Source organism: Salinibacterium xinjiangense (assembly GCF_014645015.1).
Lineage (GTDB): Bacteria > Actinomycetota > Actinomycetes > Actinomycetales > Microbacteriaceae > Rhodoglobus > Rhodoglobus xinjiangensis.
The window spans coordinates 188,159-211,538 of sequence record NZ_BMLC01000002.1; the positions used below are offsets into that span (position 1 = coordinate 188,159).

The following is a 23,380-nucleotide window of genomic DNA, read 5'->3' on the forward strand; positions in this document are numbered from 1 at the left end:
TCGTCGTGTTGCGCGCTAGATTTGTCGTATGACTTCCGGGCCAGGTTCGAGCATGGTGCACACTCGGGCGCCGGGCAAGATCAACGTGTTCCTGAAAGTCGGCTCCCTGCTCGACGACGGGTACCACGATGTCGCCATCGCCTACCAGGCCGTCTCCCTCTATGAGGATGTTCGCGCCTACCCCGCCGATGACTTCTCGGTATCGGTGACGGGAACCGTCGAGCTCTCCAGAGTGCCGACAGACGGCTCCAACATCGCCATCAAAGCCGCACGACTGCTCGCGCGCCGCACGGCGTTCCGCGGCGGTGTGCGTCTCGAGATCGACAAGCACGTTCCCGTGGCGGGCGGTATGGGCGGTGGTTCGGCGGATGCCGCGGCCACCCTCCTCGCCTGCGACACCCTGTGGGGTACCGGCCTCCCGCGGGAGGAGATGCTCGAACTCGCGAGCGAACTCGGCGCCGACGTGCCGTTCTCGTTGACGGGTGGCACGGCCATCGGCACGGGCCGCGGCGACCAGTTGAGCCCGGCACTGGCCAAGGGAACCTTCCAGTGGGTGCTCGTGCTCGCGGACTTCGGGCTGTCGACCCCGGAGGTCTACCGGGAGTTGGACCGGCACCGTGACCGCCACTCCCAGGACATCTTCCCGGTATCCATCGCACCATCGGTCGACGCGAACGTGCTGCAGGCGTTGCGGGCGGGGGACCCACACATGCTCGCCGAGAGCCTTCACAACGACCTCCAGGCCCCGGCCCTGCACCTCGAACCATCGCTGGCCTCTGTCATCGAGCTGGGCGAGCAAAACGGCGCTCTCGCGGGGATCGTGTCTGGCTCGGGGCCGACCGTCGCATTCCTGACGGCTGACCTCGACTCTGCGCTCGAACTGCAGATCGCGCTGGGCGCGGCACGACACACTGTGGTTCGGGCGACCGGCCCTGTGCACGGCGCCCGCGTCATCACCTGATCCGCAGCACCGCTCAGTCGCGGATGTAGCGCAGCACGTTGACCCGGGTGAAGTTCCACTCGTCAGTCACTCGCCAGCCGATGGAGGCGAGAGCCGCGGTGGTCGCCGGCCGCACGTCACGGGTGGGGCTTGCGATCAGGTAGGCGACATCCGTGCCGGTCAGCCTGTCGAGGCACTCGGCGATGGGGGCACGTGTCTCCCAAAGCTGGGCGGTGTCGGCCGCTGGGGTGCGGATCGTGACATCCACCGTCGAAGCGAACTGCTCAGGATAGGAGTACGCGATCACCCTGGTCGTCGCTTTCGAGTGGCCCCAGAGCTCTCCGTAGATGATGGCCGTCGTGCTGCCGGGGCCGTCTGCCGCCCGCTCGGTGGCGATGAGGTCGGCGACCTGAGCCCAGGACGAACTCTCCTTCGACTCGGGCTCACGCTGCACGATGATCTGCGGAACGGCGAGCACCGCGAGCAGGGCGACGGCCATGATCGCGCCGGGCCGCCAGCGGATCGAGTCGATGCCTGCGGCGATCGCGATCGCCACGAACGGAGTGCACATGGCGAGGTAGCGCGGCTGGTAGACGGGCTGGTGCACGACGCTGATGAGCAGCAGCGCGATGGTCGGTGCAACGAGGGCCGGCATGACCACGGCGAGGAAGGTGAGAGCGGTATCGTCGGTTCGGTTTCGGCGCGAGAGCACCAGCCCGCGCACCAGCACGGCAACACCGAGCACGATGAACGCCCAGGATGCGACGGCGAACCACACGCCCGAATAGAACCACTGCGAGCGCAGTACTCCCCGTATCGTCGAGCCGCTGAGTGGCGGGATCCATGACAACTGCCCGCTCTGGCTGACGACCTCGATGGCGAACGGGATACTCGCCGCCCCGGCGATTGCGGCCGAGACCAGCCAGTTCCGCGCCACGCGGCGTGACGCCGGAGTTCGGGCGCCAGCCAGCCACGCTACGGTCAGGCCATGTGCCACGATCACGAGAGCCAGGTAGATGAATAGTGTCACCGACAGCACTGCGACGACCCCGTAGACGATCCAGACTGCGCGCGTGCCCACGCGAACCGCGCGCAGCAGTGCGACCGTCGCGAGCACGGCGAGCGTGGCGGTGAGGGCGTAGGAGCGGCCCTCGGTCCCCATCCACGTGACGCGGGGGATGAGGCAGAAGGTGATTGCCGCGATGACTGCGAGCCTCGGTCTGCCGAGCTGGCGGCCGAGGATCAGCACGAGGGCTGCGGCGATGCCCACGGCGATGGCGCTGGGCATCCTGAGCGACAGGGGCGAATAGCCGACGACGTCGAAGATGACGTGCAGGATGGCGTAGTACAGGGCGTGCACGGCATCGACGTTGCCGAGCTCCGCCCACAGCTGCGGCCAGCTGCGCGTCGTCGAGCTGACGGAGGCGGCCTCGTCGTACCAGAGGCCGGGGACCGTGATGCCGATCATCGAGATCGCGAACCCGAGGAGGCCTGCAGCCAGCGGTGAGACGAACGGTCGTTGCAGCAAGGGCAGTCTGACCGTCTCGCGGCCCATCGTCGCGGTCATTGTTGCAGGCTACCCTTCCTTACCGTGTGCGGGCCTTACTGTTTGGGGGTCCTGCTGTTTGGGGGGAATGCGGAAAGCCCCGCTGCGCATGAAGCGCAGCGGGGCTTTCTGTGAAGCGGGGGCTGTGGTTACGCTGCAGCCTTGGCCGTGATGGTGGCGATGCCGACGACGAGCTTGTCGGTGACAGCGTCGGTGCCGAACGTCTGGTTCAGCAGCGCAGCGGCGTCCGCGCTGATCAGGACCGTGGTGCCCTGGAGCACAGCGTTTCCATCAGCGTCGGTCTCGAGCGGGTTCAGGGTTGAACCGTCGAGGTTGAAGATGAAGATGTCCTTGCCGACCTCTGCACCGTTGGCGGTGACGGTACCGGTGAGGCGTGAGGTGCCCGGGTCGATCTCGAAGTCGCTGAGGCCGACGACGATGTCACCAGCGGTCAGCGTGATGCCGGAGCCATCGTGGTTGATGAGGCCCTGGACGTAGGGACGGTACGACTCGTTGGGGTCGTAGTAGTCGACGTTTCCGCCGGTGATCGGGAAGTGCAGCGAGCCGTCGACCAGCGTCGCGGTTCCGGTCACTCCGGGGGTGAGGCCGAGGCTCGTGAGAGCGTCGACGAAGCCCTGGTCGAGAGCAACGGCGGTGTCGACACCGTCGAGGGCCGGGATCGAGGCCAGGGGCACCGGGTCGGCTTCAACGGAAGGAGCGGTGGTCTCTTCGGTCTCGGCTGCGGGAGCCGAGCAGCCGGCGAGGCCTGCAACAAGGAGGCTGGCGGTGGCGAGTCCGAGAGTTACTTTCGAGAACGTGCGCATTGTTTCAATCCTTTGTTTGGTGTGGGTTGTCTTGGTGCTGGTGATGGTTCGGGCCCCTACCGCGAATCAGATTGGAATGAGTCTGTTCCGTTACGTTTCCGTTATAAAAGCGGATGAAGATCCGCGCAATTCCGGGGTCTTTCCTCTGCCGAAGGGATGCCGGATCGCCTTTCCGAGCCGGGCGAGCGCGCCGGGGCCCGCCCGATGGATGGTCATCGCGACGATCAGGATGATCGCGAGGGTGACCGTGAGCCGGGCGAGGTCGACCGATGGAATGAGCAGTCGCTCCGTCAGCGCGAGGGGCACGGCCAGCCACTCCCAGCGTCCCGTCATGACGATCATGGGCACGAGCAGCAGGGCGTACCAGGGGTAGCGCGGTGTGACGATGAGCAGGGTCACACCGATCATGACGAGCTGACCGAGCCACGGGTCATCCGGATTCGACTTCCACCAGGTGAGCGCCGCCGTGACCAGGATCAGGATGCCCGCGACCACGAGTGCCGCGAAGCCCGGTGCCACCAGCGAGATCATGATGAACCGGGTGCCCGAGGTGTAGCCCTCCTCGCTGAGATAGCCGGGCAGATAGCCCAGCACGTCGATTCCGCTCGCCAGGATGTATGGCACATAGAGGAGAGCGAAGGTGCCGACCGCGCCCAGGATGACGATGAACGGGTTGCGCTTCAGCAGCGCGAACGACCCGATCGCCGGGATGAGCTTGACTGAGATCGCTACGCCGAGCGCGATTCCGCCCAGCAGCGGTCGACGGGAAGAGATAAGCAGTGTCGCCACCAGCAGGAACATCGCGCCGACGATGTCGATGTGGGAGTTGGTGACGCCCTCGGTGGCCACGAGGGGGCACCACCCCCACAGGGCAGCCCAGCGCGGGTCGCGACCGCGGGCAATGAGGGCCCTGAGCAGCAGCACGGTCGTGCCGAGGCTGATCAGCAGTCCGGCGAGCTGCATGGGCCAGTACTGGGGTGTCGGGCCCGTGACGAACCTGACGGCGGCGAAGAAGATCTCGCTGGCCGGCGGGTAGATCGTGGTGACCTTCGACCTGTTGATGGCTGTGCAGATGATGTCGCCGGTCTTCGGCTCTTCCACGGTCATAATGCGCGGGCCCGCGCAGCCGAACTCGCCGTCGGCCTTCACTACAGGGGTGGGAAACAGCCACTCTGTTCGCAGGCTGGTCAACACGGGGTTGGCCGGCACATAGTCGTACGGCGAGATGCCAGCATTCTGCACGATGCCGTCCCAGGCGTACCGTGCCGAGTCCGTGCTCGTGTTGGGAGGGCCCGCCATCGCCGCTCCGCCGATGGCCACGGAGCCGACGAGCACGAGCACGATCGCCGCGCGGGTGCGAACTCCCTTAGATGCCAGCAGGGAGAGGCCGAACAACATCCAGAGCCCGGCTGTGACGTAGACCAGCGGTTCGAGGTCACCGGTTTTATCGTCATAGTAGGGCAGCGCGGTGATCGACAGCGCTGTGCCCACGGCCGACGCGGCCAGCAGCAGGGAGGTCAGAACAATTCGCACCCGTTCATCCTGTCTGATCGCATGAGCGCTACGAACCATAATGAGACATAGGGTCATCCACGTCCAAAGGGGGTCGCACGTGCTGCTGAAATGGCAAATTCAACGCTTACTGCACCAGACGCAGCACTCACTCGCCTCACCGTCGCGAAATCCGCGGGCCACGGTTGTCATCGGCCGGCTGCTCGGCATCGCGTTCCTCATCTGCTTCGCGACCGGGACCTACAGCCACTTCATCCAGGAGCCGCTGCCGGGCATGGTGTTTCTCACCAGGCCGATCTGGCTCTACCAGGTCTCGCAGGGCATCCACATCACGGCCGGCATCATCTGCTTCCCGTTGCTTTTCGCGAAGCTCTACACCGTTTTCCCCGGGCTGTTCCAGTCGCCGCCGGTGCGATCATTCCCGCACTTCCTCGAGCGCGCGTCCATCGCCCTGTTCGTGGCATCGTCGCTCGTGCAGATCACCATCGGGCTGCTGAACACCTACCAGTGGTACGCGCTGTTCCCCTTCGCGTTCCGCCAGACCCACTACGCCCTGTCATTCGTGATCATCGGCTCGCTGGCCATCCATATCGCGGTCAAGCTGCCGATCATCTCCCGGTATTGGCTCAAGCGAGACGCCGTCACGGCAGACGGCGAGATCGCCGGGCACGAAGTCGTCGACGATCCAGCCGCTCCGGATGAACTGCAGCGACTCACCGGAAAGAGGCAGTACGCCGGGGTCACCGGTCGGATCTTCCAGTGGATCGACTCCTCGCCCGCACCGCGACCGCAGACCAGCCGCCGGGGCTTCTTCGCGACCGTCGCCGTGGCATCCGCAGCCCTGGTCACCCTCACGGCAGGGCAATCGTTCCGCGTATTCGATGCCACGAACCTGTTCGGTGCTCGCAAAAACGATGTCGGACCGCAGGGCCTGCCGGTGAACCGCACCGCGAAGCGCGCCAAAGTGCTTGAGACCGCAACCTCGGCCGACTGGCGGCTGACCGTCAGCAACGGAGAATCCACGAAGGTATTCAGCTACGACGACCTGCGAGCGATGACCCAGTACGAGGTGGTGCTGCCGATTGCCTGCGTCGAAGGCTGGAGCCAGTACGCCACCTGGCAGGGCCCGAGGCTCAAAGACCTCATCGCCGCCGTGGGCGCCGAGCCGTCGTCGACCGTGAGACTGACGAGCCTCGAACAGGACAGCTCGTACGCCCAGACCACCATGCAGCCCGAATTCGTTCGGGATGACCTGACCCTCATCGCGCTCGACCTCGAGGGTGAGCCCCTCGATATTGACCATGGGTATCCCGCCAGGGCGATCGCGCCGGCACGGCCCGGTGTGTTGCAAACCAAATGGCTCAGCACCCTGGAGGTCATGTCATGAGCAACACCACAGCGCCAGAACCGATCCTGGCCGGACGGATGACCGTGACGAGGCGCTGGCAGACGGGGCTCATCCTCGTCGGAATCGCGCTACTCGTGGTCGGGGCGATCACGCTGCTTAACGACGTCGCACCAAAGGACTACATCGGTATCGCCATCTGGTTCCTCGGCGCGCTTGTGATCCACGACGGCATTGCTTCGTTCGTGATTTTCGGTGTGATCGTCGTGATGCGCAGGGCATCCCGCAAGATTCCGCTGGCGGTCATCGCGATCATCCAGGGTGCACTCGCGATCGGTGCGATCTTCTTTGTGATCGTCGTTCCCGCGATCCTGAAGAAAGACATCGGATCGGCTAACACGTCGATCCTGCCGCTGGACTACGGCCTCAACCTCGTGTCGTTCTACGCGGGCCTTGCGGTCGTGACCGCTGCGGCGATCGCGGCTTACCTGGTTTTGGCGAGGCGGCAGAACGCACGCCCGTCAAGCTCCCAAAACTGAACGAGCTGGAGCCCGAGGCGGTCGAGCATCAGGCTCAACCGGTCGAGGCCTATCTCGGCCCACGGGAATGAGTCGCTGCGGTTGCCGTGCGAGTCAGCGACCTCGGCGAAGTAGTGCTCTTCATGGTCGGGGTCGGCGTTGAGCTCGATGACGATCTCACCGGTGGCCGCCAGAAGCTCGCGACAGCGAGCCAGCAGGTTGGGGATGTCGCCGCCGATGCCCACATTCCCATCGACGAGCAGCGTGGTTTGCCACATGCCCTCGCCGGGCACGCGGTCGAATACCGATCCCCGGAAGAACGAGCCGCCGAGGCTGCTCGCCATTTCCAGCGCGGCGGCAGATACGTCGATACCGACGGCATGCATGCCGAGATCCATGGCAGCGCGCACCATTCTCCCTGGGCCGCACCCGATGTCGAGAACGGGGCCGGTTACGCGCGAGAGCAGACTGAGGTCTGCAGCATCGGCGTCGGCATTCCAGCGCGACACATCCATGGTCACGCGAGTGGTCGAGCGGGCACGGGTGTCACTCAGGTAGAGCAGTTCGCCGGCGCGAAGTGCATTGGCGTACGGCTCGGCGCCACCGGCACCGAATGTCGTGGTTGCGATGCTCACGGGGTCACCCGTTCGAACTGCTGGAGGGTGCGGGCGAAAAGAGTGTGCGGAGCTAGTGCCGCTACCTCGCGGGCCGAGTCGATCGTGTCGACGTCGGTGAGCGTGGGGAGGGTGCCCACCTTCAGGCCGGCCTCGTCCAGTCGTGCGAGCTGGGCCGCTCCGGTGTCATCCTGTGACATTTCGACCCCTCGGATGAGGTCGCCGCGGGGTTCGCGCATACCGAGCGCCCAGAACCCGCCATCGCTGGCCGGACCGTACCAGGCGTCCACGTCGGCGTTCTCATCGAGCGGCCAGCCGCCGAAAGCTGGAGCGAGGTCGTCGGAGGTCAGCTGCGGAGTATCCATTCCGATGAGCAGCATCGGTTCATCGCACTCGTCGAAGATCGCGCCGAGGCGAAGGTCGAGAGTGCCGGTTGTTTGCCCAGTCACGTCATAGGATTCGGAGCGCGCGGGCAAGCGGTTGCCTTCGAAAAGCAGAATTCTGCGGGTCGCGGGAAGCGAGTGCATCGCGAGCAGGGTGTCGTCGATCGCGGCTGCTGCCAGCGACGCCGCCTGCTCGAGCGTGAGCGGCGGGTGCAGCCGGGTCTTCGCCTTGCCGGGAAGCGGCTCTTTGGCGATCAGCACGAGGGTAGTCACAATTAGTTCTTCGGAGCCCTCCGCTGCGCCGCTAGGAGTCGTGACATATCTTTTATGGCGACGATGGTGCCCCTGACGGTTCCCGTCACCTTAGACCGACCGACCCTGGGAGAATACGGGGTGTCGACCTCCGTGATGCGCCATCCTGCATCGTTCGCCTTGAGCACCATCTCGAGCGGATAGCCGCTGCGGCGATCCTGCAGGCCCAGCGCGACGACCGCCTCGCGATGGGCCGCCCTCATGGGGCCGAGATCATGGAAGGCGATACCGGTCGCCCGCCGCATCAGGAACGCGAGAGCACGGTTGGCGATGCGGGCATGGATGGGCCAGGCGCCGCGCGTGGTTGGCCTCCTGCGCCCCAGCACAAGGTCGCTCGAGCCGGCGACCACGGGGTCGACGACCAGCGGCAGGTCGGCCGGGTCCATCGAGGCGTCTGCATCGCAGATGGCGACGATCGGTGCAGTCGCCGCCATCAGGCCGGCATGCGCGGCCGATCCGAAGCCGCGGATCGGCTCCGTCACGACCAGGGCGCCGTGTTCTTTCGCTACCGCCGCGGAGTTGTCGGTCGACCCGTTGTCGACGACGATCGCGCGATAGCCCTCCGGCAGCCGGGAGAGCACCCAGGGGAGGGCTCCCTCCTCGTTGAGGCAGGGGAAGACGACATCGACGAGGAGCTCGGGGCTGCGCATTTGTCAGATGCCGGCTGTGTCAACGGCTGTGTCGACGGCGTGATTATCGTCCGGGACGGCGGCCGCAGCGGCCCGACCCGAGCGGTCGATGACCAGCGCCCTGATTCCGGCGATGATCGAGGCGAGGATGACAACTCCCGCGACGATATAGGCGATCGGGCGGAGCTCCGGTTGCGATCCCGCCGCGTAGCCGACGACCGTGATCAGCACGCCCCATGACACCGCGCCCACGAGGTTCGCGGTGAGGAAACGCCAGTACGCCATACCGGCGATGCCCGCGACCGGTGGCACGAACACGCGTCCCCAGGGGATGTAGCGACCCACGACCACAGACCACCAGCCGAACAGCTCGTAGAAGCGCTCGGTGCGCGCGATACCGGCCTGCACCCAGCGCCCGCGACGCCTGCTCAGGTAGGGCCGTCCGAAGTGGCGCCCCAGCACGAACCCGACCTGGTCACCGGCGAACGCCGCGACGCCCACCCCGATGGCGAGGATCCAGATCGAGAGGTTGTCATTGGTCGCCGTCGCGATCCCCGCCGCGAAGAGCAGGGAGTCACCGGTGATGAACGGGATGAAGACACCCACGAAGAGCGCCGTGCCGACGAAGACGAGCCCCCACACCACGAGGTAGAAAGCGATCGGCCCGACCTGCGTCAGAAGGTCGGCAAGCTGGTCCCCGATCGTGGACGGTGCCGTGCTTCTGGCGAGCATGATCTCCTTCAGGGGCGGCCGCGGATGCGGTTCAAGCTTACGCGCGTGCGGCTGTCGGGGGTCGCGTGGTGACCGACTCGCGAGCACCGCAACGTCGGATAGCCAGCAGCAGCAGCGATCGGGTGACCGATACCAGCTCGGCAATGGCTACCTGCTCGCGGGGTGCGTGGGCAAAACGCACATCCCCGGGTCCAAAGTGAAGCGTGGGGATTCCGCCGATTCCCGAATAGAGCCGGAGGTCGCTGCCGTACGGCGCAGCTGCGATCTCGGGTCGCACACCGCCGGCGACATCCACAACCGACTGTGCCATCTCCCCGATGAGGGGATGCCCGGGGTCCAGCCACCCGCTCGCGAACTGCCCACCGGGCCAGGTGAGAGAAATCGGGTGGTCGCGCAGCCAGGGGTCGCGGGCAGACACCGCGTCGATCATGCGTGTAAACGCAGCGCGAGCGTCAGTGGGGTCCTCCCCCAATCGAAGCCCGAAACGACCATCAGCGGTCAGGATGTCCGGGACGCTGCTCGGCCAGTCACCGGCCGAGATCCGACCGATCGAGATGGGGTACGGCAGTACGGTGTCTGGAAACCGAGCATCAGGCACCGCGTTGCGCTCTCGCTCGAGTTCCGCCATGGCGGCGTAGATCGGCAGGAACGCGTCGAGGGCGCTGACACCTTCGAGGCGTGTGCTGCCGTGGGCAGCCCTCCCGGGAACGACCATGCGGAATGTCAGCGCACCGGCGTTCGCGGTCACGATGCGATTGCTCGTCGGTTCGCTGATGACGGCGGCCTCCCCGGTGTGCCCGCGCAGCAGGGTCGCGAACGCGCCCAGACCGCCATCCTCTTCGCTGACAACGGAATGGATGCCCAGCGGCCGATCGAGCGTGACACCGGAGGCAGCGAGCGTGCGAGCCACGGCCATGTTCGCGGCGACCCCGGCTTTCATGTCGCACGCACCCCGGCCATGGAGCAGGCCGCCGCTGATCGAGCCGCTGAACGCGTCGCGATCGTGCCATTTGTCGAGATCGCCGGTGGGCACGACGTCGACATGACCCTGCAGGATCAGTGCTGGGATGCCGCTGCCACCGATGGTCGCGACGAGCCCGTATCCCTCCTCCCGGTCGGTCTCTATGCCGGGAAACAGGGGGTGTGCGGTGAGCTCCTCGAGGTCGAACTTCCAGCTGTCCACGTCGAACCCGTAGAGCGCCAACTCAGCCGCCTGGTGGTGCTGCAACTGGGATTCTTCTGCGGTGCCCGTGACGCTGGGGATGCGGACCGACTCCACCAGGCTGTCTACGAGGCGCTGCTCGTCAAGGGAGTTCAGCATGCGCGCTTCGAACGGGGAGATCGTGGTCATGCTGCACTCTATCGAGAGCTCTCAGCACGGTGCCGACGCCAGAGGTGGTCATCCGAACATCCATCTTCCCTCCGCAATCTTCCGAAATGACGGAAAGTGTGGCGTTGCCGACCCGGTACGGGCGATCCGACCCCGATTGCGGACGAGAACTCCGTCATTTCGGAAGAAAGGGAGGGAGGGAGGGAGGGAGGGAGGGAGGCGACACCCGGGGAGGCGTGCGCTAAGTGACGGCGGGGCGCAGCGGGGCGGTGGCGAATTCTCGCATGCCATCCTCGAAACTGACGGCGGGCACCCATGACAGTTCATTTCTCAGGCGGGCGGATGACGCGGTGATGTGTCGCACGTCGCCGAGCCGGTATTCGCCCGTGGTCACGGGTGGCAGCCCACCGGAATGCAGGCTCACCTGCTGCGCCAGTTCGCCGATGGTGTGCACGATGCCGCTGCCGACGTTGAACGCGCGGAAGCTGCCTGCACTCGCCGTTGACGTCCACTCGAGGGCGGCCAGGTTGGCGGTGGCGACATCCCTGACGTGCACGAAGTCGCGACGCTGGGCGCCATCCTCGAACACCTTCGGCGCTTCGCCGCGCTCCACGGCACTGCGGAACAGGGACGCGACTCCGGCGTACGGGGTGTTCTGGGGCATGCCCGGGCCATAGACATTGTGGTACCGGAGGGCGATGGCCGTGCCGCCGGTGGCACGGGTCCACGAGCTGGCGAGATACTCCTGCGACAGTTTCGACGCGGCATAGACGTTGCGCGGGTCGAGGGGCGCGTCCTCGTCGATGAGTTCGGGCTGCAGCGGATTGCCGTCGGCGTCCAGCGGGTCGAATCGTCCGGCATCGAGGTCGGCGATGGCGCGGGGTGCCGGCCTGGTGAGCCCGTTCGGTCCCGAGTAAGAACCCTCGCCGTAGACGACCATGGAGCTCGCGATGACGAGTCGACCGGTGCCGGCCACTGTCATCGCGGCGAGCAGGGTGGCCGTTCCGAGGTCGTTGGATCCGATGTAATCCGGCGCATCGGAGAAGTCGACCCCGAGGCCGACCTTCGCCGCCTGGTGGCAGACGACGGAGACCCCATCGAGGGCGGATGCCACGGCCTCGGCATCGCGAACGTCGGCGTGCACGAACTGCACCCCCGCCGGCACCACGGGAGAGTCGCCGTGTACGTCTGAGCGCAGCGAGTCGAGCACCCGCACGGTCTCGCCGCGCCGGAGCGCTTCAGCCACGATCGCGCCGCCGATGAAGCCCGCGCCGCCGGTGATGAGCAGCGTCATGATGTGCTCCGTGCCAGCACTGCCGCGACTTCCGCGGGGGCGATCAGCTCCCGTGGTGCGTAGTTCTCGGGAATTGCCGCGACGACAGATTCGAGAGCCGTGATGATGCGGGGCTGCGCCTCGGCGAAACGCGCGAATACGAGCTTGGCGCTCAACTCCTCGTCGGCTGGGGCGGCATCCGCGTCGGTGACGTAGGCGATGTTGACCGTGCCGATGTTGAGTTCGGAGGCGAGCGGAACCTCGGGATAGAGGGTCATGTTCACAATGTGCGCTGCCGCCGCGCGGAACCACAGCGACTCCGCCCGTGTCGAGAATCGCGGACCCTGGATGACGACCACGGTACCGGTCGGGATCGCGATGCCGGCAAGCGCAACTACGGCTGCATCGTGAAGCGCCGGGCAGAACGGGTCTGCCGACGAGAGGTGCTGCACCGAACCCCTGTCGTAGAACGTGTCTGCACGGCCGGAGGTGCGGTCGATGTACTGGTCGGCGAGCACGAGGCTTCCCGGCGGATAGTCCGGGCTGACGCCCCCGACGGCGGCGGTGGAGACGATCGCCTTTACTCCGATCGACGCGAGCGCCCAGATGTTTGCGCGGTAGTTGATGAGGTGGGGTGCCGCGGTGTGGCCGACCCCGTGGCGCGGGAGGAACGCGACACTGCGACCGGCGAGCACGCCCGTCGTGACATCCACCGCACCATAGGGCGTCTGGATCGTGTTGATCAGGGAGGCCGCTGGGTCGAACAGGGAGTACAGGCCCGAACCGCCGATGACGGCGATGGATGTGCGCGTGATGCTCATGGCTAAAGTCTGCCACCTGCTGTTCCTTGCTAGATTTGGGCCTTATGCCCATCCCCTTCTCCCTCCCCCTGATCGATGACGATGTCATCGCGGAGGTGAACGATGCGCTCACGGGCACCGGCTGGCTCACGACAGGTCCGAAGGTTCGCCAGCTCGAGGCCGAGATCAGCGCCATCACGGGCACCCCGGTGCTCTGCGTCAACTCGTGGACGTCCGGCGCGATGCTCATGCTGCACTGGTTCGGGGTCGGGCCCGGCGATGAAGTCATCATCCCCGCGTACACCTACAGTGCGACCGCGCTCTGCGCCATGAACCTCGGTGCGACCGTGGTGATGGTGGACGTCGACGACGACTTCACAATCTCTGCGGCGAACATCCGCGCGGCCATCACGCCACGCACGAAAGCCGTCATCCCCGTCGACATGGCCGGATGGCCGGCAGACTACGACGCGATCAAAGCGGTGCTGGCGGAGTCGGCGGTCGTGGCACAGTTCACCGCGTCGACCGAGCGGCAGGCCAGGCTCGGGCGCATCCTGCTGATCTCGGATGCTGCCCACTCGATCGGTTCGACCTATAAGGGCCAGCCCAACGGGCGGCAGGCGGATGCCGCAATCTTCTCGCTGCACTCGGTCAAGAACATCACCACCGGCGAGGGCGGAGCGATCTGCATCAACCTGCCAGCGCCGTTCGACAACGACGCCGAATACCTTTTCCTTCGTGCCTTCGCGCTCAACGGGCAGACCAAGAGCGCGTTCGAGAAGAACCAGCCTGGCGCGTGGCGCTACGACATCATCGACCAGGGCATGAAGGTCAACATGCCCGACATCGGGGCCGCGATCGGCCTCGCACAGATCCGCAAATACCAGTCCACGCTGCTGCCCGACCGCAAGCGCATCTTCGCCAGGTACCAGGACGGATTCGCGGGTCGCGACTGGGCGATCCTGCCTGTGTCGAAAAACGGCGAGCGGGAAAGCTCGTGCCACCTCTACATGCTGCGTATCGCCGGAGTTGACGAGACCGCCCGCGACGCGATCATCCAGGCGATCGCCGACCACGGCGTCGGCGTGAACGTGCACTACATCCCGATGGCGATGCTCACGCTCTTCAGGAATCGGGGATTCGATATCGCCGACTACCCGAAGACCTACGGACTGTATTCGAACGAGATCACCCTGCCGCTGTACAACGGGCTTACCGACGAGCAGGTGGACGAGGTCATCCGCGTCGTGATCGAGTCTGTCGAGAGCATGCTGTGATGCTGGGACGGCTGTGATGTTCGACCTCGAGAACTTCATCGCGAAGCACGTGACGGGCCGCGACGAGTCGCTGTTCGCGGCAGACCTCGCCACCCACGAGCCTGAGCTGCGGGCCGCCATCGCAGGCCGCTCAGTGCTCGTGATCGGCGGCGCCGGCACCATCGGGTCGTCGTTCATCCGAGCGCTGCTGCCGTTCGAGCCCGCGCGACTCTACGTCGTCGACCTCAACGAGAACGGGTTGACCGAACTGACCCGGGACCTGCGCAGCACATCCGGCCAGTTCGTCCCCGACGACTTCAAGACCTATCCGATCAGCTTCGGCGACCCGGTCTTCGCGAGGATGATGCGCCGCGAGGGCCCGTTCGACGTCGTGGCGCACTTCGCTGCCCACAAGCATGTGCGCAGCGAGAAAGACCGGTACTCGATCGAGGCGATGGTCGAAAACAACGTGATGAACACCGTCGCGCTGCTCGAGCTGCTGATCGAGCAGCCGCCCCGGCACTTCTTCTGCGTGTCGACAGACAAGGCGGCGAACCCGGCCAACGTGATGGGTGCCTCCAAGAAGCTCATGGAGGAGGCGGTGCTCGCGTACTCCGCGAGACTGCCGGCTGTCACGGCCAGGTTTGCGAACGTCGCATTCTCCAACGGCAGCCTGCCCGCCGGATTCCTCGAGCGCATCAGCAAGGCACAGCCCCTGTCTGCCCCGCACGACGTGCGCCGCTACTTCGTCTCGCCGGCCGAGAGCGGTGAACTGTGCCTGCTCGCCTGCGTGCTCGGCGCGCCCGGGGACATCTTCTTCCCCGAACTGGACGAGCCCAGGATGCTCACCTTCTCGGCCATCGCAGACGCCCTGTTGCGCGACATGGGCTACACGCCGGTGCCGTGCGCGAGTGAGGACGAAGCACGGGATGCTGCAGCGCGGCGATCGTCCGAGGATCCCACGTGGCCGGTGTACTACTTCACCTCCGAGACCTCGGGCGAGAAGCCGTTCGAGGAATTCTTCACCGTCGACGAGAACGTCGACCACGAACGCTTCGCGGCGCTGGGAGTGATCGCGGGCACAACGCGCAACGATGTGGCGAGCATCCGGTCGACCGTCGCGGATCTTCAGACGCTCTTCTCCCGCCCGGAGCTCACCAAGAGCGCCATCGTCGAAACCCTCACCAGGCTCGTACCGAGTTTCCAGCACGTGGAAACCGGTAAGAGCCTGGATGCGAAGATGTGACCGTGAGCCGATTCTTCAAGAGGTTCTTCGACGTGCTGGTGGCGGCCGTCGCGCTGCTGGTCCTGACCCCACTGCTGCTGCCCGTCATGCTCGCGCTCAGGCTCACGGGTGAGGGAGAGGTGTTCTACCGACAGAAGCGGATCGGGCTGCACAATGGCGACTTCAACATCTTGAAGTTCGCGACGATGCTGAAGAACAGTCCGAACATGGGCACGGGGAGCCTGACCGTGCGGGGCGACCCACGCGTGACCCCACTGGGGCACGGGCTGCGCGCGACGAAGATCAACGAACTTCCGCAACTGATCAACGTGCTGGTGGGCGACATGAGTTTCGTGGGACCGCGACCTCAGATGCAGGTCGACTTCGACGTGTACCCGGAGCCGGTGCGGGAGTGTATCTATGAGGTCCGACCGGGAGTGACCGGCATCGGGTCGATCGTGTTCCGCGACGAGGAGCGACTGCTGTCGCGCGAGGGCATCGACCCGCGACAGTTCTACAGTGACAAGATCGCGCCATACAAGGGCGCGCTCGAGATGTGGTACCTCGACCACCATTCGCTGTGGCTGGATGCACGGCTCATGGTTCTCACGGTTCACGCGGTGCTCCGACCTGAGTCAGACCTCATCTATCGCCGTTTCCCCGACCTTCCCGCCCGCCCGGCCTGGATGGACTGAATTCACGGTTTCGGGCGCTAGCATCACCGCTATGGACCCTAGGCGCATCACCCTCTGGGCCGCAATCACCGGCGTTCTCGCCGCTGTCGTGACACTGGCCATCGCCGAGGCCTTCGCCGCATTCATGGCCACTCCGGGCAGCAGCCCCCTGTTCGCCGTCGGCGCCGCCGTCGTCGACCTGGTACCGACCTGGCTGAAAGATCTTGTCATCTCGCTGTTCGGCACCGGCGACAAGGTCGCCCTGTTCGTGGTTCTCGGCATCCTGGTGCTGATCCTCGCCATGGTCGTGGGTGTGCTGCAGTTTCGCCGGCCGCCGTGGGGATCGGTGCTGCTCGCCGCCGTAGGCGTGGTCTCGGTGCTCGCCGTGGCCACGCGCGCGGGATCATCGGCGCTGTGGGCGCTGCCCTCCCTCGCCGGTGTCTTCGGGGGCATCATGGTGCTTCGCGCCACCTCCAACAAGCTGCACGACTGGGTGCATGCCTCGGCTCCTACCCCTGCCCCGATTACCCCGGGGCTCTCCTCCACGAGAAACGCCGCACGAGCGTCCGTCACGCGTCGACGCTTCTTCATCCTGCTCGGTGGCACGGCTGCCGGCGCGGTCGTCATCGGGCTCGGAGCGCGCGCGCTCAACGCGGGAACGGCGGCCGTCAACACCGTGCGCCAGGCGCTGGTGCTGCCGGCACCCGCCATCGCGGCGCCCGCGATTGCGGCCGGTGCCTCGCTCGACATACCGGGGATCAGCCCGCTCATCTCCAGCAACGATGGCTTCTACCGCATCGATACGGCTCTTCAGGTTCCGGTGATCGATGTCGCCAGCTGGAAGCTGAAGATCACCGGAATGGTCGACAACGAGATCGAGATCGGCTTCGACGAACTGCTCGAACTGCCCATGACCGAACATGTGGTGACACTGATGTGCGTGTCGAACGAGGTCGGTGGCGATCTTGTGGGTAACGCGACCTGGCTGGGATACCCGATCAGGGAACTGCTGAAGCGGGCCGGCCCGAAGGCTGGCGCAGACATGGTGCTGTCGACGAGCATCGACGGCTTCACCGCAGGAACCCCGCTCGACGTGCTGCTCGAGGAAGACCGGCAGTCACTGCTCGCCGTCGGTATGAACGGCGAGCCGCTGCCCATCGAGCATGGATTCCCGGTGCGGATGGTCGTGCCAGGACTGTACGGATACGTGTCGGCCACCAAGTGGGTGGTGGAGCTGCGCGTCACGACCTTCGCCGCAGACATGGGCTACTGGACCCCGCGTGGCTGGGACGCCCTCGGACCGGTGAAGACGGCATCCAGGATCGACGTTCCATCGAGCGGGTCGTCGACTCCGGCCGGAACCGTTGCGATCGCGGGCGTCGCCTGGGCGCAGCATCGCGGCGTCGAGGGCGTCGAGGTGCGCATCGACGACGGTGACTGGCAGCCGGCGACGATGGCCGAGGCCATCTCAATAGACACCTGGCGCCAGTGGTACCTCGAATGGGATGCGACCGCCGGAAACCACACCGTCGCCGTTCGCGCCACGGGTGCACCGAGCGATACGCAGCGCGAAAACAGGATTCCCGTCGCGCCGAACGGTTCAGAGGGCTTCCACACCATCACAGTGAACGTCACATGATCTGTACCCATTACTGGGGTCCACGCAGTGCATCCTCGACGCCATACAGTTAGACTTGGCGCGGGGGCGCCCTATTCATCGGGAGACAGATGTCGAGCACGGTACAGGATCGGGCCTTCCTGGCAGACGTGCACGCCGATCCCGAGGACAGCGACGAAGCAGAGGGCAATCGTCGCGCTCAGGGTTGGCTCATCGCGATCGGTGCCTCGGTGCTGCTGTGGGCCGGCATCATCGTGGCAATCGTCGGCATCGTCGGCCTCGGCCAGTAACCGCGGGGCTCACACCCGGCACGTTTTGCCGCTGGGATCGAAGCCCTGCGGTGAGAACGGGCGGCACGAAGGCAAGTAGCTAGAACAGCGGAACCGGAGCGGTGGATGCCACGGCACGGCGCACGATCGCAGGGCCGAGCAGCAGCGTGCCGCTGGTCAGGGGCTCGCAGCGCATGCCGCCGCGCTGCCGGAGCGCCCGGTGGGCGCCCGGAGCCAGCACCACATCCATCCATCCACACGGATTCGCGGGCCGGTGTGCGAGCAGTGTGACAGCGCCATGACCGCTGTCGATGCTGAACGTCTCGCCGCGCATCGCGTCGATATCGAGCCCGCGCACGATGATGTTGCGGCGGGTGTCTGCCGCGAGCAGCGGCCCCGTGCCAAGGGTTCGCGCCACATACTCCACCGATTCGGCGGCCATCACGGTGACCGAGGCGGTCACGTGCGCTCGCTGCCCGAAGTGCCGGTCGCCCACGACACCCAGGCCCGCCCGCACCTGGATGGAATCGTGCAGCTCCCTGGCCGTGGCATCCACCGGTCCATCCGATGGCCTGCCCTCGTACCGATGCTGGGGTGAGGCGAGCAGCAGTTCGATCGTGACCGGAGTCTCGAAGGGTAGTCGCACCCGCCAACGGTACCCTCCGCGCGCGGATAAGCTTGCCCGAATGGCACACCTTCTGGGCGCTGAAGCGCTGCACCTCGAATATCCGACCCGCGTCATCTTCGACAAGATCACGATCGGGCTCGATGAGGGCGACCGCATCGGCATCGTCGGCCGCAACGGCGACGGCAAATCCACCCTGCTCAGGATGCTGTCCGGCCGGCTCGAGCCCAACTCCGGCCGTGTCACCCGCCGAGGTGGTGTCACGATCGCCATGCTCGACCAGGCGGACGAGCTCGACGGCGCCCTCACGGTGCACCAGACGGTCATCGGAGACATCGACGAGCACGTGTGGGCCGGGGATCCGCAGGTGCGCGACGTGATCGCCGGACTCATCGCCGACCTCCCGTGGGAGGCGAGCGTCTCAGAACTGAGCGGTGGCCAGCGCAGGCGCGTCGCGCTCGCGGCGCTGCTGATCGGCGACCACGATGTGATCTTCCTGGATGAGCCCACCAACCACCTCGACGTGGAGGGCATCACGTGGCTGGCGCGCCACCTCAAGCGTCGCTGGTCAGCCAACGCTGGCGGGCTCGTGGTGGTCACCCACGACCGGTGGTTCCTCGACGAGATCTGCACCGCGACCTGGGAGGTGCACGACCAGCTGATCGAACCTTTCGAGGGTGGATACGCTGCCTATATCCTCCAGCGCGTCGAGCGCGACCAGATGGCCGCGACCATGGAGTCGAAGCGCCAGAATCTCATGAAGAAAGAGCTGGCGTGGCTGCGTCGCGGGGCTCCGGCGCGCACGGCGAAGCCGAAGTTCCGCATCGATGCCGCCAACGAGTTGATCGCCAATGAGCCGCCGGCCCGCGACAGCGTGAGCCTGGCATCCATGGCCATGCAGCGGCTCGGTAAAGATGTCGTCGACCTCGAGAACATCAGCGTCGCCTACGGTGACAAGAAGGTGCTGACGGATGTCACGTGGCGCATCGCCCCCGGCGAGCGCACCGGCATCCTCGGGGTCAACGGCGCGGGCAAGAGCACGTTGCTGTCTCTCGTCGCCGGGAGCCTGCTGCCCACCAGCGGCACGGTGAAGCGCGGAAAGACGATCAAGGTCGCGACCCTCACCCAGCAGCTCGCTGAGCTCGAAGACGTGTGGAACGATCGCGTCAGCGACGTCATCTCCCGCCAGAAAAGCACATACATCACGGGCGGCAAAGAGATGACGCCGAGCCAGATGCTCGAACGCGTCGGCTTCGCGAGCGCCCAACTCAGCACGCAGGTGAAAGACCTCTCGGGCGGGCAGAAACGTCGGCTGCAGTTGCTGCTGATCCTGCTGTCTGAACCGAACGTGTTGATCCTGGATGAGCCGACCAACGATCTCGACACCGACATGCTCGCGGCCATCGAAGACCTGCTCGACACCTACCCGGGAACGCTCCTGGTGGTCAGCCACGACCGGTACCTCGTGGAGCGCGTCACCGACCAGCAGTACGCGGTGATGAACGGGGCGCTGCGCCACCTGCCGCGTGGGGTCGACCAGTACCTGGAGCTGCGCACGGCCCAGGACAAGGCATCGTCGAACACCACGACCACGACGACGGCCACCGAGCCGAAGCTCGGTGGAGCAGAACTGCGCACTGCCCAGAAGGAGTTCGCTGCTGCCGGTCGCAAGCTCGAGAAGTTCACAGGCCAGATCGCGGAGCTTCACCTGAAGCTCGCGGCCCATGACCAGGGCGACTACGTCGGTCTTGGCGAGATCTCGAAAGAGTTGCAGTCTGTGGAGGCCGCCCAGTCGGCTCTCGAACTGCGGTGGCTGGAGCTGGAAGAACTGCTCGGTTAGCCTCCGGTACGGGAGAATGGTGAGTGTGTCACACGATCATGCACGCCAGGGCACCGGGCACAGCCATGGCTCCCAGTCGAGCCGCAGCCGACTCGCTATCGCCCTCGGGATCACCGTTGTCGTGCTCGTCGCCGAGGTGGTCGGCGCGATAGTGACAGGCAGCCTCGCACTGCTGGTGGATGCCGCACACATGCTCACGGATGCGGGAGGCCTCACCATCGCCCTCGTGGCCGCGACCCTCGCCGGGCGCCCCGCCACAGCCAAGCGCACCTGGGGTTTCGCCCGGAGTGAAGTGCTCGGTGCGACAGCCCAGGCGGCCGTGCTGCTCGCGGTCGGGATCTTCGTGGTGGTCGAAGCCGTACAGCGCCTGTTCGATCCACCCGAGATCGCGGGGGACCTGCTGGTGGTCTTCGGTGTGATCGGGCTGCTGGGCAATGTGGCATCCATCGCCATACTGGCAAGCCAGCGAGGCGCGAACCTCAACATGCGCGCGGCCTTCCTCGAGGTCGTCAACGATGCGCTCGGTTCTGTCGCGGTCATCGTCGCCGCGCTCGTGATCCTGCTCACGGGCTTCCAGTTCGCCGATGCGATAGCCGCGATCATCATCGGCGCGCTGATCGTGCCGCGTGCTGTGCTTCTCTTGCGCGACTCCACCAGCGTGCTGCTCGAATCGACACCGAAAGGCGTCGACCTCGAATCCGTGCGTGGGCATCTGCTCGAACTGGAGCACGTCATCGGTGTGCACGACCTGCACGTGAGCCAGATCGCGACGGGACTGCCCGTGCTCACCGCACATGTCGTCGTCGAAGACTCCTGCTTCTACGATGGTCACAACGCGCAGATGCTCGACTCGCTCCAGCACTGCGTCGCCGAGCATTTCGAGGTGCAGATCGAGCACTCTACGTTCCAGCTCGAGCCTGCCGGGCACAGCGCCCACGAGCATCCGACGCACGACTAGTGCGAGCAGTTTCCGGGTCGCTGGTCAGAACAGCGGCCATGGCACCGCGGGCATCGGGCCTCGCGGTGGGGGAAACAGCGCTGCCGACCGCAGCGCGTCGCAGCGGTCGGCCAGTGCAGCGATCTCGACCCCTGTCAGCAGCAGTGAAAGTGCCTCGCCCAGTTCGCCGGCCAGGGCATCCTGAACCCGCGCGATACCCGCCAGTTCGTCCGGGTTGAGTGGCTCGCCGATCCATCCCCACAGCACGGTGCGCAGCTTGTGTTCGGCGTGGAAGGTGAGCCCGTGATCGCAACCGTAGCGATGACCGCCGTCGACGGGCAGCACGTGCGCTCCCTTGCGATCGGCGTTGTTCACGACGATGTCGAAGACCGCCATGCGACGAAGCGCTGGGGAGTCCTCGTGGATCAGCGAGACTTCCCGGTCGTTCTCGTCGCTGGCGTCGAGTACGTGGCGCCATCCCCGGTCGGGGATCGCGTCGACGGTGACGAGGTCGACAGGGTCCTGGTTTGGCGCACAGTCCTGCCAGAGCTGCACCATGCCCTCACCACCGGGACCGTCACGCAGCCAGGTGCGCGGCACCACATTCCAGCCGAACGCCTCAGAGACCAGGTGGGCCGCCACCTCCCTGCTCGCCAGGTCGCCATCGGGAAAATCCCAGAGCGGGCGTTCGCCGGCGATCGGCTTGTAGACGACCCTTGTGCCCCGGATGCTCGCCAGGAACGTCGCGTTGGACGCTGTCGTGATGCGGCCCAGCAGTTCCAGCTCACCGCAGTCGAGGGCGTCGGCGACCTCGTTCGGCTCGGTGTCCCGCGGGGGCATCGTCAATAGCCGTCGGAGAGAATGCAGTTGTGGCCTTCTGCGTCCATCGGTTCGGCGCAGAACGGACACAACGGCCGACCAGCTCCGACGACCTCGAGGGTGCGTTTCGCGAACGCGCGAGCCGTACCGACGGGGATCTTCAGCAGCAACTTCTCCGCTGGCTCTATCTCGATCACCTCGAGATTTTCGAGGTCGGTGTCGGCATCCACCTCGATCTCGATGATCGGAAAGGCTTCGATCACGAGTTGGGACGTAGCGTAGTCCCAGCCGAGACTGATCCCACCAACGCGAAACTGCTCATCCACAGGCTGCTCGAGCGGATCGTTGTCAACGAGTTCGATCGGGGTGGTGGCAGGAACGCTGAAAGGATTTCCCTCGGTCGCCATGAGCTGGTCGAGCAGCTCGTCGATTTTCTCCGCGAGGGCAGCCGACTGCTGTTTTTCGAGACCGACGCTGACGATGCGGCGTCCTGATCGGGCCTGCAGGTAGAAGGTGCGCTGCCCTGGGGCGCCCACCGTGCCGACGACGACGCGATCCGGCCAATCGAGTTCATGCACGAGTGTTGGCATCCGTTAACTTTACGATCCTGCGGGGGGTGCCGCATCATGTCCGGCGCCCCCGCCGACCGGCGCATCGGCTACCGGAGCGCTGTGGTTCAGCCACGACAAGTCCCCGGAATCCGAATTGGTGGTGATCACCGTCGGGCGCGTCGCACCGTAGCGGACGATGGAGACAGACGCCGGGTCGACCGAGATCCGCTGGAACAGGTCCAGATGCATGCCGAGAGCGTCAGCGAGCACCGACTTGATGATGTCGCCGTGGCTGACAGCGACCCAGACGGCGTTCGGTCCGTGTTCGGCTTCGATTGCTGCATCCCAGCGACGGATCGCGCCGACGGATCGTGCCTGCATCGTCGCCATCGATTCTCCTCCGGGAAATGTCGCAGCCGACGGCTGGGTCTGAACCACCGACCAGAGTTTCTCGAGAGAGAGCAGCGAGAGCGGCTGGCCCTGCCAGTCGCCGTAGTCGCATTCGATGATGGCGCTCTCGACGACCGAGGTCGGCGCCGCCGCCTGCGCATCCAGGATGTGCCTGGCGGTCTGCTCGCACCTCTCGAGCGGGCTCGCGACGACCGCAACGAGGGGAACGACCGTGAGTCGTTCGGCGGTGCGGATCGCCTGGCCCGTGCCGACATCGTCGAGCACGACGCCGGGGGTGCGACCGGCCAGCATTCCTGACACGTTTGCGGTGGTGCGTCCGTGCCTCACGAGGATGACTGTGGCCATGTGCCGAGCCTAGGCCGTGCTGCCTGTGAGAGACCGGTCAGCGAGGTGGACC

24 protein-coding genes are annotated in these 23,380 nt (G+C 65.9%); 10 read left to right on the plus strand and 14 right to left on the minus strand.

The features are described from left to right. Positions 1 to 28 precede the first annotated feature (28 nt). Positions 29 to 961 carry a 4-(cytidine 5'-diphospho)-2-C-methyl-D-erythritol kinase gene (locus tag IEW81_RS07665; RefSeq protein ID WP_097059365.1) on the plus strand — a complete coding sequence of 311 codons (933 nt, stop codon included), beginning with the start codon at positions 29 to 31 and terminating at the stop codon, positions 959 to 961. A 13-nt stretch (positions 962 to 974) separates the two neighbouring features. Here IEW81_RS07665 and IEW81_RS07670 read toward each other — a convergent pair whose 3' ends face one another. From IEW81_RS07670 to IEW81_RS07680, 3 genes are all read right to left on the minus strand, one after another. Continuing rightward, entirely contained in the window at positions 975 to 2,507 is a 1,533-nt protein-coding gene (locus IEW81_RS07670) for a glycosyltransferase family 39 protein (RefSeq protein ID WP_097059366.1), read from the minus strand. A gap of 128 nt (positions 2,508 to 2,635) precedes the next feature. Further along, positions 2,636 to 3,310, minus strand: a complete 675-nt coding sequence (locus tag IEW81_RS07675; protein WP_097059367.1) for a hypothetical protein — start codon at positions 3,308 to 3,310, stop codon at positions 2,636 to 2,638. A gap of 90 nt (positions 3,311 to 3,400) precedes the next feature. Beyond that, positions 3,401 to 4,843 (minus strand): glycosyltransferase family 87 protein, encoded by a 1,443-nt coding sequence (locus IEW81_RS07680; protein WP_179691727.1) that lies wholly within the window; start codon positions 4,841 to 4,843, stop codon positions 3,401 to 3,403. Between the two features lie 79 nt (positions 4,844 to 4,922). Between IEW81_RS07680 and IEW81_RS07685 the strand changes: the two genes are divergently transcribed. Continuing rightward, positions 4,923 to 6,209 carry a molybdopterin-dependent oxidoreductase gene (locus tag IEW81_RS07685; RefSeq protein ID WP_229671299.1) on the plus strand — a complete coding sequence of 429 codons (1,287 nt, stop codon included), beginning with the start codon at positions 4,923 to 4,925 and terminating at the stop codon, positions 6,207 to 6,209. Beyond that, entirely contained in the window at positions 6,206 to 6,706 is a 501-nt protein-coding gene (locus IEW81_RS07690; RefSeq protein WP_097059369.1) for a hypothetical protein, read from the plus strand. Before IEW81_RS07685 ends, IEW81_RS07690 begins: the two co-directional genes overlap by 4 nt. On the opposite strand, the gene IEW81_RS07695 is transcribed toward IEW81_RS07690, so the two are convergent. From IEW81_RS07695 to IEW81_RS07725, 7 genes are all read right to left on the minus strand, one after another. After that, a complete protein-coding gene (locus tag IEW81_RS07695; protein WP_097059370.1) occupies positions 6,652 to 7,320 on the minus strand; it encodes a class I SAM-dependent methyltransferase in 669 nt (222 codons plus the stop codon). The two genes, IEW81_RS07690 and IEW81_RS07695, sit on opposite strands and share 55 nt — an antisense overlap. Further along, positions 7,317 to 7,955, minus strand: coding sequence for a TIGR04282 family arsenosugar biosynthesis glycosyltransferase (locus tag IEW81_RS07700; RefSeq protein ID WP_097059371.1), 639 nt, complete (start codon positions 7,953 to 7,955; stop codon positions 7,317 to 7,319). The genes IEW81_RS07695 and IEW81_RS07700 overlap by 4 nt, the downstream gene beginning before the upstream one ends. 2 nt (positions 7,956 to 7,957) lie before the next feature. Continuing rightward, positions 7,958 to 8,644 carry a glycosyltransferase family 2 protein gene (locus IEW81_RS07705; RefSeq protein WP_097059372.1) on the minus strand — a complete coding sequence of 229 codons (687 nt, stop codon included), beginning with the start codon at positions 8,642 to 8,644 and terminating at the stop codon, positions 7,958 to 7,960. A gap of 3 nt (positions 8,645 to 8,647) precedes the next feature. Then, positions 8,648 to 9,355: a DedA family protein gene (locus IEW81_RS07710; RefSeq protein WP_229671300.1), complete on the minus strand. Its 708-nt coding sequence runs from the start codon at positions 9,353 to 9,355 to the stop codon at positions 8,648 to 8,650. Between the two features lie 37 nt (positions 9,356 to 9,392). After that, positions 9,393 to 10,706 (minus strand): ArgE/DapE family deacylase, encoded by a 1,314-nt coding sequence (locus tag IEW81_RS07715; protein WP_097059373.1) that lies wholly within the window; start codon positions 10,704 to 10,706, stop codon positions 9,393 to 9,395. Positions 10,707 to 10,926: 220 nt separating this feature from the next. After that, on the minus strand, positions 10,927 to 11,979 hold the full coding sequence (locus IEW81_RS07720) for an NAD-dependent epimerase/dehydratase family protein (protein ID WP_097059374.1): 1,053 nt from the start codon (positions 11,977 to 11,979) through the stop codon (positions 10,927 to 10,929). After that, positions 11,976 to 12,779: an MTAP family purine nucleoside phosphorylase gene (locus IEW81_RS07725; RefSeq protein ID WP_097059375.1), complete on the minus strand. Its 804-nt coding sequence runs from the start codon at positions 12,777 to 12,779 to the stop codon at positions 11,976 to 11,978. Before IEW81_RS07725 ends, IEW81_RS07720 begins: the two co-directional genes overlap by 4 nt. Positions 12,780 to 12,823: 44 nt before the next feature. Between IEW81_RS07725 and IEW81_RS07730 the strand changes: the two genes are divergently transcribed. The 5 genes from IEW81_RS07730 to IEW81_RS07750 all read left to right on the plus strand — a co-directional run bounded on the left by IEW81_RS07730 (position 12,824) and on the right by IEW81_RS07750 (position 17,821). Next, positions 12,824 to 14,035, plus strand: a complete 1,212-nt coding sequence (locus tag IEW81_RS07730) for a DegT/DnrJ/EryC1/StrS family aminotransferase (protein WP_097059376.1) — start codon at positions 12,824 to 12,826, stop codon at positions 14,033 to 14,035. A gap of 16 nt (positions 14,036 to 14,051) precedes the next feature. Next, a complete protein-coding gene (locus IEW81_RS07735; RefSeq protein WP_097059377.1) occupies positions 14,052 to 15,260 on the plus strand; it encodes a UDP-N-acetylglucosamine 4,6-dehydratase in 1,209 nt (402 codons plus the stop codon). Positions 15,261 to 15,262: 2 nt separating this feature from the next. After that, on the plus strand, positions 15,263 to 15,934 hold the full coding sequence (locus tag IEW81_RS07740; protein ID WP_097059788.1) for a sugar transferase: 672 nt from the start codon (positions 15,263 to 15,265) through the stop codon (positions 15,932 to 15,934). Between the two features lie 31 nt (positions 15,935 to 15,965). Beyond that, complete coding sequence (locus tag IEW81_RS07745; RefSeq protein ID WP_097059378.1) at positions 15,966 to 17,552, plus strand: molybdopterin-dependent oxidoreductase; 1,587 nt, start codon at positions 15,966 to 15,968, stop codon at positions 17,550 to 17,552. Positions 17,553 to 17,641: 89 nt separating this feature from the next. Continuing rightward, positions 17,642 to 17,821: a hypothetical protein gene (locus tag IEW81_RS07750; protein WP_097059379.1), complete on the plus strand. Its 180-nt coding sequence runs from the start codon at positions 17,642 to 17,644 to the stop codon at positions 17,819 to 17,821. A 79-nt stretch (positions 17,822 to 17,900) separates the two neighbouring features. Here the strand turns inward: IEW81_RS07750 and IEW81_RS07755 are convergent, their stop codons facing one another. Further along, the gene (locus IEW81_RS07755) at positions 17,901 to 18,446 is read right to left on the minus strand and encodes an MOSC domain-containing protein (protein ID WP_097059380.1); all 546 of its coding nucleotides are present in this window, start codon (positions 18,444 to 18,446) and stop codon (positions 17,901 to 17,903) included. Between the two features lie 40 nt (positions 18,447 to 18,486). Here IEW81_RS07755 and IEW81_RS07760 point away from each other — a divergent pair, with 40 nt between their 5' ends. Together IEW81_RS07760 and IEW81_RS07765 are read left to right on the plus strand one after the other, a co-directional pair. Then, positions 18,487 to 20,265, plus strand: a complete 1,779-nt coding sequence (locus tag IEW81_RS07760; RefSeq protein ID WP_097059381.1) for an ABC-F family ATP-binding cassette domain-containing protein — start codon at positions 18,487 to 18,489, stop codon at positions 20,263 to 20,265. Between the two features lie 16 nt (positions 20,266 to 20,281). Next, complete coding sequence (locus tag IEW81_RS07765; protein ID WP_097059382.1) at positions 20,282 to 21,223, plus strand: cation diffusion facilitator family transporter; 942 nt, start codon at positions 20,282 to 20,284, stop codon at positions 21,221 to 21,223. Between the two features lie 24 nt (positions 21,224 to 21,247). On the opposite strand, the gene IEW81_RS07770 is transcribed toward IEW81_RS07765, so the two are convergent. The 3 genes from IEW81_RS07770 to IEW81_RS07780 are packed head-to-tail and all read right to left on the minus strand — an operon-like array spanning position 21,248 to position 23,328. Next, a complete protein-coding gene (locus tag IEW81_RS07770) occupies positions 21,248 to 22,042 on the minus strand; it encodes an SCO1664 family protein (RefSeq protein ID WP_097059383.1) in 795 nt (264 codons plus the stop codon). Between the two features lie 2 nt (positions 22,043 to 22,044). Next, positions 22,045 to 22,611 carry a DUF3090 domain-containing protein gene (locus IEW81_RS07775; protein ID WP_097059384.1) on the minus strand — a complete coding sequence of 189 codons (567 nt, stop codon included), beginning with the start codon at positions 22,609 to 22,611 and terminating at the stop codon, positions 22,045 to 22,047. 9 nt (positions 22,612 to 22,620) lie between these two features. Beyond that, the gene (locus IEW81_RS07780) at positions 22,621 to 23,328 is read right to left on the minus strand and encodes a histidine phosphatase family protein (protein ID WP_097059385.1); all 708 of its coding nucleotides are present in this window, start codon (positions 23,326 to 23,328) and stop codon (positions 22,621 to 22,623) included. Between the last annotated feature and the right edge of the window lie 52 nt (positions 23,329 to 23,380).

Bases quoted from the DNA above. Each gene is read 5' to 3' on its own strand.
- IEW81_RS07665 (WP_097059365.1), top strand. From the start codon at position 29: ATGACTTCCGGGCCAGGTTCGAGCATGGTGCACACTCGGGCGCCGGGC.
- IEW81_RS07670 (WP_097059366.1), bottom strand. From the start codon at position 2,507: ATGACCGCGACGATGGGCCGCGAGACGGTCAGACTGCCCTTGCTGCAA.
- IEW81_RS07675 (WP_097059367.1), bottom strand. From the start codon at position 3,310: ATGCGCACGTTCTCGAAAGTAACTCTCGGACTCGCCACCGCCAGCCTC.
- IEW81_RS07690 (WP_097059369.1), top strand. From the start codon at position 6,206: ATGAGCAACACCACAGCGCCAGAACCGATCCTGGCCGGACGGATGACC.
- IEW81_RS07705 (WP_097059372.1), bottom strand. From the start codon at position 8,644: ATGCGCAGCCCCGAGCTCCTCGTCGATGTCGTCTTCCCCTGCCTCAAC.
- IEW81_RS07710 (WP_229671300.1), bottom strand. From the start codon at position 9,355: ATGCTCGCCAGAAGCACGGCACCGTCCACGATCGGGGACCAGCTTGCC.
- IEW81_RS07715 (WP_097059373.1), bottom strand. From the start codon at position 10,706: ATGACCACGATCTCCCCGTTCGAAGCGCGCATGCTGAACTCCCTTGAC.
- IEW81_RS07720 (WP_097059374.1), bottom strand. From the start codon at position 11,979: ATGACGCTGCTCATCACCGGCGGCGCGGGCTTCATCGGCGGCGCGATC.
- IEW81_RS07725 (WP_097059375.1), bottom strand. From the start codon at position 12,779: ATGAGCATCACGCGCACATCCATCGCCGTCATCGGCGGTTCGGGCCTG.
- IEW81_RS07730 (WP_097059376.1), top strand. From the start codon at position 12,824: ATGCCCATCCCCTTCTCCCTCCCCCTGATCGATGACGATGTCATCGCG.
- IEW81_RS07735 (WP_097059377.1), top strand. From the start codon at position 14,052: ATGTTCGACCTCGAGAACTTCATCGCGAAGCACGTGACGGGCCGCGAC.
- IEW81_RS07745 (WP_097059378.1), top strand. From the start codon at position 15,966: ATGGACCCTAGGCGCATCACCCTCTGGGCCGCAATCACCGGCGTTCTC.
- IEW81_RS07750 (WP_097059379.1), top strand. From the start codon at position 17,642: ATGTCGAGCACGGTACAGGATCGGGCCTTCCTGGCAGACGTGCACGCC.
- IEW81_RS07760 (WP_097059381.1), top strand. From the start codon at position 18,487: ATGGCACACCTTCTGGGCGCTGAAGCGCTGCACCTCGAATATCCGACC.
- IEW81_RS07765 (WP_097059382.1), top strand. From the start codon at position 20,282: ATGGTGAGTGTGTCACACGATCATGCACGCCAGGGCACCGGGCACAGC.
- IEW81_RS07770 (WP_097059383.1), bottom strand. From the start codon at position 22,042: ATGCCCCCGCGGGACACCGAGCCGAACGAGGTCGCCGACGCCCTCGAC.
- IEW81_RS07775 (WP_097059384.1), bottom strand. From the start codon at position 22,611: ATGCCAACACTCGTGCATGAACTCGATTGGCCGGATCGCGTCGTCGTC.
- IEW81_RS07780 (WP_097059385.1), bottom strand. From the start codon at position 23,328: ATGGCCACAGTCATCCTCGTGAGGCACGGACGCACCACCGCAAACGTG.